Below are 7,269 nucleotides of genomic sequence, written 5' to 3'. Positions count from 1 at the left end.
CTTAGCTATACCTATTCGCCAGATCTTAATCCAATTGAACATAAATGGGCACAAGCTAAATGTAAAAAAAGAGCGCTCGGATGCGACACAGATATTTTGTTCGCACTCAATATGGTGTAATCAAAATTAAGTCGCTTAGCTATAGTATCGGTTTTTTGACCATTGCCAACAAATTTCAGTCGCTGATTAACAGCGGTAATATTCCGCCACAATATAGCCAATCTCAGTTAGTGCAATTAGTTTTTAATAATCGTGTCGATGCAGGATTAACCAGCTTTTTTATGATCACGGTGGTGATTTTAGCATTGTTTTCAATCAGAACGATTTTAAGCGCGCTCAAATCAGCCACCCCGACCAGCCGTGAAACACCCTACTTAGCAATAGCGGCAAATGATGAGAACATTATTGTGAATCCAGAGCGAATTTTATTAATACCTAAGTCCTAAATCACTAATGGCTAATAGCAAACAGATAAATCAATAACTAAGATAATAGAAAATATTGCGGAAACAATAATAGCCTGAAATTTTCAGGCTGTTATTAGCAATAAAAAATAATGCTCCTATCACTCCATTCATTGTTAACAAACAACCTTTAATTAAAAGCGATGGATTAGCTAAATATTATTTCACCCGAGAAACATATTCACCGGAGCGGGTATCAACTTTAATTACCTCACCAATTTGAACGAATAGCGGAACTTTTACCACCGCACCGGTACTTAATGTTGCCGGTTTTCCGCTCCTACCTGCGGTATCCCCTTTTAAACCCGGATCGGTATCAACCACTGCCAGTTCAACAAAATTCGGTGGCGTGATAGCAATAGGCTGTCCATTCCATAATGTAACAATGCAGTCAGCTTGATCGATTAACCATTTTGCATTATCACCGACCGCTTTTTCATCAGCAGCTAGTTGCTCAAAAGTCTTATTATTCATAAAATGCCAAAACTCACCATCACTGTATAAATAGGTCAAGTTCAGATCCATAACATCAGCACTTTCGACAGAATCAGTTGACTTAAATGTTTTTTCTAATAACTTATTAGAAATTAATTTACGGATCCGTACGCGAGCAAACGCTTGCCCTTTGCCTGGTTTGACAAATTCGCTTTCCGCAATTGCACAAGGCTCGCCATCTAACATGATTTTAAGACCTGAGCGAAATTCATTGGTACTATAGGTAACCATAGAAATCCTCTAAATTTTTTAAGTAAAAATGGCATAGCCAAAAAATGTTTAATATTGTAACTCAAAAAAGCCCTGCCAGAGAAGTCTGGCTACAACAACTTGCAAAAGCTGTCACTGATCCTGACGAATTGCTACGATTACTGTCACTAAAAAATGATCCGGAATTGCGTGCTGGAAGTGCTGCTCGTGCTTTATTTCCGCTGCGCGTACCTCACACCCTTTTATTGCAAAAATGCGGATCGTTAATGCCAATGATCCCCTTTTATGGCAAGTTATTACACTAAAATCTGAATTTAATCCTACGCCAACATTTTTGACTGACCCGTTAAGTGAGCAAAATAGTCAAATTCCAGGATTATTACATAAATATCAGGATCGCGTCCTACTATTAGTGAAAGGAGGTTGTGCCGTTAATTGCCGCTACTGCTTCCGGCGTCACTTTCCCTATGAAGAAAACAAAGGCAACAAACAACATTGGCAGATTGCATTAAATTATATTCAACGCCATACTGAGCTTAATGAAGTTATTTTTTCAGGCGGAGATCCTTTGATGGCAAAAGATCATGAGTTAGATTGGCTGATGTCACAGTTAGAAACTATCCCTCATATCAAAAAGCTTAGGATCCATAGCCGATTACCGGTGGTTATTCCTGCTCGCATTACCACAACACTTTGGCAACGTTTCAATATTTCTCGATTACAGATTATTATGGTGACTCATATCAATCATGCCAACGAAATTGACAGTGAGTTTAGTCGCGCGATGGAACAGTTAAAACAGGTAAGTGTTACCTTATTAAATCAAAGTGTACTTTTGCGCGGTGTGAATGATAATGCTGACTGTGTCTCGCTAAATTAAGTAATAAACTGTTTGAAAACGGCATACTGCCTTATTATTTACATTTATTAGATAAAGTCCAAGGTGCCGCCCATTTTATGGTAACGGATGAAGAGGCCCGCATCATAATGAAAGAACTGCTTACCCATATCTCAGGCTATCTGGTACCCTGGTACCGAGATTAACCAGAGAAATAGGTGGAAAATTGAGTAAAACACCGATTGACTTACAATTACAATTACAATTACAATTACAATTACAATTACAATTACAATTTAGCTACATAATAAAACGCATTATCCTAATCCTATATTATTCAGGATCATGCTTAGGATGCCTTATGGACACTTATAAACTTGTCCTATCATTTTATTACTGTCTTATTACTGTCAGTAGGAATAAAACTCAAGAGTAACGTTTCCGTAGGGCTATTAGCGCCATAAATAACATTACCTCCCATCTCAAAAACTTTGTTTCCTAAATCATTTGCTGGGACACGCAGTGAACTAGACTCATTATTTACGCCACTAAGCCAATTACTTTGGGTGCCGGTAACCGACCCTAAATGCCGACATTCACTTCCTGCCTGGGCATTAACGAAACGAACTTTTTCACCCGTGGTGGTAATTTTATTGGTTGTTGAACAAGGCAGCCAAGACAAATAGTGTGGCACCAAGCAATACTTTAATTCGCATGTTGTTCCTCATTTACTTTTAGCTATATATTAATATCAACGCTTACATTACCGATTTTTTTTGCCAAATTAAGCTTATTATCAATAACAACATAATATCCAGCCAAATAGTTTGGAAATCAATCTTTTATACCAGCGTGTTAACAATATTTTTTACCCTATTCTAGTAAATATAGTCGGTTAAATCATATTATCGCAAAATTAAATCATCTTATGTGAAAAAATAGACTTAAAGCCAATAACCAGCCGCTAGCAAACCCTTAATGAAATCAAATTGCAAACAGATAAAAATCTGATAATAAAAAACCCCGAGTCAAAAGTTAAACTCAGGGTTTTTCTCGTGATAAGGATAACGATGTTAAGATTTTAATACCTTACATCATACCACCCATACCACCCATACCAGCAGCAGCACCTAGATCAGCTTTATCTTCTTTTGGTAAATCAGTTACCATAGCTTCAGTTGTGATCATAAGACCGGCGATTGAGCCAGCAAATTGTAAAGCCGAACGAGTAACCTTAGTTGGATCTAGAATACCCATGTCAAGCATGTCGCCATACGCTTCAGTTAAAGCGTTATAACCGTAGTTGCCTTTACCTTGTTTAACATTGTTAACAACTACAGCTGATTCTTCGCCCGCATTCTCAACAATTTGGCGCATAGGTGATTCCATCGCGCGAAGGGCGATATCAATACCAACTTTTTGATCTTCGTTGTCACCTTTCAACTTATCTAATGCAGCTGCAACACGAACCAGAGCAACACCGCCGCCAGCAACAATACCTTCCTCTACGGCTGCACGAGTTGCATGCAACGCATCATCAACACGGCCACGTTTCTCTTTCATTTCAACTTCAGTCGCAGCACCTACTTTAATCACCGCAACACCGCCTGATAACTTGGCAATACGCTCTTGTAATTTTTCACGATCATAATCGGAGGTTGCTTCATCACGTTGTTGCTTAATTTGTTCGATACGGCTTTTAATCGTGCTTTTTTCACCGATACCATGAATAATAGTGGTGTTATCTTTGTTAATAACGATACGTTTTGCTTGACCTAAATCTTCTAGCGTCGCTTTCTCCAACTCCATACCGATCTCTTCAGAGATAACAGCACCTTTGGTTAGAATAGCAATATCCTGCAACATGGCTTTACGGCGATCACCAAAACCAGGAGCTTTTACCGCAGCAACTTTTACAATACCACGTAAGTTGTTTACCACCAATGTCGCCAGGGCTTCACCTTCAACATCTTCAGCAATAATCAACAACGACTTGCCTGCTTTAGCGACAGCTTCCAATGCAGGTAACAATTCACGAATATTAGAAACTTTTTTATCTACTAACAAGATATAGGCATTTTCTAATTCGACAGAGCCCGCATCTGGCTTATTAATAAAATAAGGAGACAAATAACCGCGATCAAATTGCATACCTTCAACAGTAGCTAGTTCATCTTCTAAACCGGAACCTTCTTCAACGGTAATAACGCCTTCTTTGCCAACTGCTTTCATTGCTTTAGCAATTAAAGCACCGACGGTTTTATCAGAGTTAGCCGAAATCGTACCGACTTGTTCAATCTCTTTATTATCAGCACACGGTTTAGATAATTTTTTCAATTCTTCAACTGCCGCAGAAACCGCTCTATCAATACCTCGTTTTAAATCCATTGGGTTCATGCCGGCAGCAACCGCTTTTAAACCTTCGCTAACAATCGATTGAGCGAGTACTGTTGCTGTGGTTGTGCCATCACCTGCTGCATCATTCGCCTTAGATGCAACTTCTTTTACCATCTGGGCACCCATATTTTCGAATTTATCTTCTAATTCGATTTCACGCGCAACAGACACACCATCTTTAGTAATTGAAGGTGCTCCGAAAGATTTATCCAGAATTACATTACGGCCTTTCGGACCTAAAGTAACTTTAACTGCATCAGCAAGAATACTCACTCCACGAAGCATTTTTGCACGAGCGTCAATCCCAAATTTTACGTCTTTAGCTGCCATTTTTTCTTTCCTTTAAATTCATTTATTCATTCATTCATTCTGAAGATATAAGCGAGAAATTATTTTTCAATAATTGCCAGAATATCGCTTTCTGACATAATCAATACTTCGTTGTTATCAATCTTTTCTGTCTTCACGCCATAGCCGTCGTTAAAAATAACAGTATCGCCAACTTTCACATCTAACGGTTTATTTTCACCATTTTCTAAAATGCGACCGTTACCAACAGCTAGGACTTTGCCTCGAGTTGACTTACCAGCAGCAGAGCCCGTCAAAACAATGCCTCCAGCAGATTTAGCTTGAACTTCTTTGAGCTTGATGATAACCCGATCATGCAATGGACGTATCTTCATTAATAGATCTCCTATAAATAAAATCCATATAACGTAAATAACGATGATACTAGTATGTCTTATTAAACCAGTACCCCATTTGACGAAATGGGGTCAATTAAAATCAGTTCAAGGGGGTATACAAAAAAATTTTTCATTTTTTCTTTCTACTTAAAAAGAAAATCGTTAGTATTATTTATCATCATGATCTTCTTTTTTAGAAAATTTGTCTTCATGTTTAATCCTGTTTGATGGAGAATCAGATTTTCTATCAAATTAGCCTTCATAGATATGCCCTTTTGAAGAACGATTAAAATTATCGTTAACTGCCTCGGCAGAATAAAAATGAATATGCGGCATAAGCTTCACGACTATCAGTTTTTGGATCGGAGAAAATAGTAGTAACAAACCTAAAAAATCTGTAAAAAACTGGGTATGATTAACAGAATACCTGCAGTCACTAAGGCCACATTCTTAATCATCTCCTCGGCCAGATTTTCACCGTCAGCTAATTTTTGACGTATTAACAATAAGTTCTTAATTCCCTGACTTTTTACTAAAGAAATTCCAAGGCATGAAGTTAAAACGACCAATATTAAAGTGGTTAATACACCTATGCTCTCAGCAACTCTAACAAAAATAACTGCTTCGATATAAATTAACAGGCATAAAAGTATGCATGGAAACCAACGCATACAATTCTCCTAATATTTGCTAATAAAACGCTAAACTCTTGACTTAGCAAGATAAATTTTCTCAAAAAAATGAATATCACAATATTTGCTTTATAAGCCGATAATACCTATATGATGCCGATCTATTATACATTTTTCAATGATAAAAAATTTTAATTTTTTTAATGGGTTATGTGAATGTGATCACACATATCATATTTAATCCACTAAGATGCATATATAGTATTCCATATTTATGACAATACCACTATTTCGGAATATATATCACGGTTATAATTAAAATCTTAGTTATTAATTTCAAATCTGACGTTAATATAATCCATTTTTACTATTACATTACATATTCAGTTAGTAAATCGCTATTTAGTTTTAAAACGGTTTGTATGTCTAAAAGTATCCGTTCTGAAGAAGACCTATTAGGTAAACGAGATGTACCTACTGAAGCCTATTATAGTATTCATACATTGCGTGCGATCGAGAATTTCTATATTAGCGACCGAACTATTAATCATGTACCCGAATTTATTCGGGGAATGGTAATGGTAAAAAAGCAGCGGCAATCGCAAATAAAGAACTAAAAACCATTCCACAAAAACAAGCAGATGCGATTATTAATGCCTGTGACCAAATTTTAGATAAAGGCAAGTGCATGGATCAGTTTCCAGTAGATGTCTTTCAAGGGGGAGCTGGTACATCATTAAATATGAATACTAACGAAGTCCTGGCTAACATTGGTCTTGAATTAATGGGACATAAAAAAGGTGAATACCAATATTTAATTTAGATCCCAATGACCATTTAAATAAGAGTCAATCAACTAATGATGCCTATCCAACCGGCTTTCGAATTGCGGTTTATAACTCTATTACTAACCTAATTAAATCAATTACCCTACTTCAAGAAGGTTTTGAACAAAAAGCCAACCAATTTAAAGATATTCTTAAAATGGGTCGCACCCAATTACAAGATCCGGTTTCTATGACAGTAGGGCAAGAATTTCATCCATTTGCTACATTATTAAAAGAAGAAATAAAAAACTTACACCGCGCTAGTGAATTATTATTTGAAGTCAATCTTGGTGCAACCGCAATCGGAACCCGATTCAATACCGCTGCTGGTTATCAAGAATTGGTGGTAAAAAAATTAGCTAAAGTAACAGGATTGCCCTGCATTCCGGCAGAAGATTTAATTGAAGCAACTTCCGACTGTGGTGCTTATATTACAGTACATGCAGGATTAAAACGCTTAGCCGTTAAACTATCAAAAATCTGTAATGATCTTCGCCTACTCTCTTCCAGCCCTCGTGCTGGTTTAAAAGAAATCAATCTACCAGAACTACAAGCGGGTTCATCTATTATGCCTGCTAAAGTCAATCCTGTTATCCCTGAAGTGGTTAATAAAGCATGCTTCAAAGTTATTAGCAACGATACTTGTGTTACTATCGCAGCGGAAGCAGGACAATTGCAATTATAGCTAAGCGACTTAATTTTGATTACACCATATTGAGT

4 protein-coding genes and 4 pseudogenes are annotated in these 7,269 nt (G+C 37.1%); 3 read left to right on the top strand and 5 right to left on the bottom strand.

Features of this window, described 5'->3' with window-relative positions:
* Positions 1–131: 131 nt before the first annotated feature.
* Positions 132–446, top strand: a pseudogene (locus ARSQ2_RS04615) (carbon starvation protein A); the annotation flags it as partial.
* Between the two features lie 177 nt (positions 447–623).
* Here the strand turns inward: ARSQ2_RS04615 and efp are convergent.
* Positions 624–1,190 (bottom strand): elongation factor P, encoded by a 567-nt coding sequence (gene efp / locus ARSQ2_RS04610; RefSeq protein ID WP_181994523.1) that lies wholly within the window; start codon positions 1,188–1,190, stop codon positions 624–626.
* Between the two features lie 44 nt (positions 1,191–1,234).
* On the opposite strand from efp, the pseudogene epmB reads away from it, so the two are divergent.
* Positions 1,235–2,266 (top strand): annotated as a pseudogene (gene epmB, locus ARSQ2_RS04605) (EF-P beta-lysylation protein EpmB); the annotation flags it as partial.
* A 126-nt stretch (positions 2,267–2,392) separates the two neighbouring features.
* Here epmB and ARSQ2_RS04600 read toward each other — a convergent pair.
* From ARSQ2_RS04600 to ARSQ2_RS04585, 4 genes and pseudogenes are all read right to left on the bottom strand, one after another.
* Positions 2,393–2,689 carry a DUF4156 domain-containing protein gene (locus ARSQ2_RS04600; RefSeq protein WP_338078241.1) on the bottom strand — a complete coding sequence of 99 codons (297 nt, stop codon included), beginning with the start codon at positions 2,687–2,689 and terminating at the stop codon, positions 2,393–2,395.
* 407 nt (positions 2,690–3,096) lie between these two features.
* Positions 3,097–4,734, bottom strand: coding sequence for a chaperonin GroEL (gene groL / locus ARSQ2_RS04595; RefSeq protein ID WP_181994522.1), 1,638 nt, complete (start codon positions 4,732–4,734; stop codon positions 3,097–3,099).
* Positions 4,735–4,793: 59 nt separating this feature from the next.
* Positions 4,794–5,087, bottom strand: coding sequence for a co-chaperone GroES (locus ARSQ2_RS04590; protein ID WP_181994521.1), 294 nt, complete (start codon positions 5,085–5,087; stop codon positions 4,794–4,796).
* A gap of 171 nt (positions 5,088–5,258) precedes the next feature.
* Positions 5,259–5,761: pseudogene (locus ARSQ2_RS04585) on the bottom strand (FxsA family protein).
* A gap of 383 nt (positions 5,762–6,144) precedes the next feature.
* Between ARSQ2_RS04585 and ARSQ2_RS04580 the strand changes: the two are divergent.
* Positions 6,145–7,231 (top strand): annotated as a pseudogene (locus ARSQ2_RS04580) (aspartate ammonia-lyase); the annotation flags it as partial.
* Positions 7,232–7,269: the final 38 nt, after the last annotated feature.

Origin of the sequence: Arsenophonus endosymbiont of Bemisia tabaci Q2 (assembly GCF_902713415.1) — a bacterium.
Lineage (GTDB): Bacteria > Pseudomonadota > Gammaproteobacteria > Enterobacterales > Enterobacteriaceae > Arsenophonus.
This window is presented reverse-complemented; position numbering and strand designations above follow the sequence as displayed.

What these genes read in the sequence shown, in the direction of transcription:
- ARSQ2_RS04590 (WP_181994521.1), bottom strand. Translation starts at nt 5,087, where the DNA reads ATGAAGATACGTCCATTGCATGATCGGGTTATCATCAAGCTCAAAGAA.
- efp (WP_181994523.1), bottom strand. Translation starts at nt 1,190, where the DNA reads ATGGTTACCTATAGTACCAATGAATTTCGCTCAGGTCTTAAAATCATG.
- groL (WP_181994522.1), bottom strand. Translation starts at nt 4,734, where the DNA reads ATGGCAGCTAAAGACGTAAAATTTGGGATTGACGCTCGTGCAAAAATG.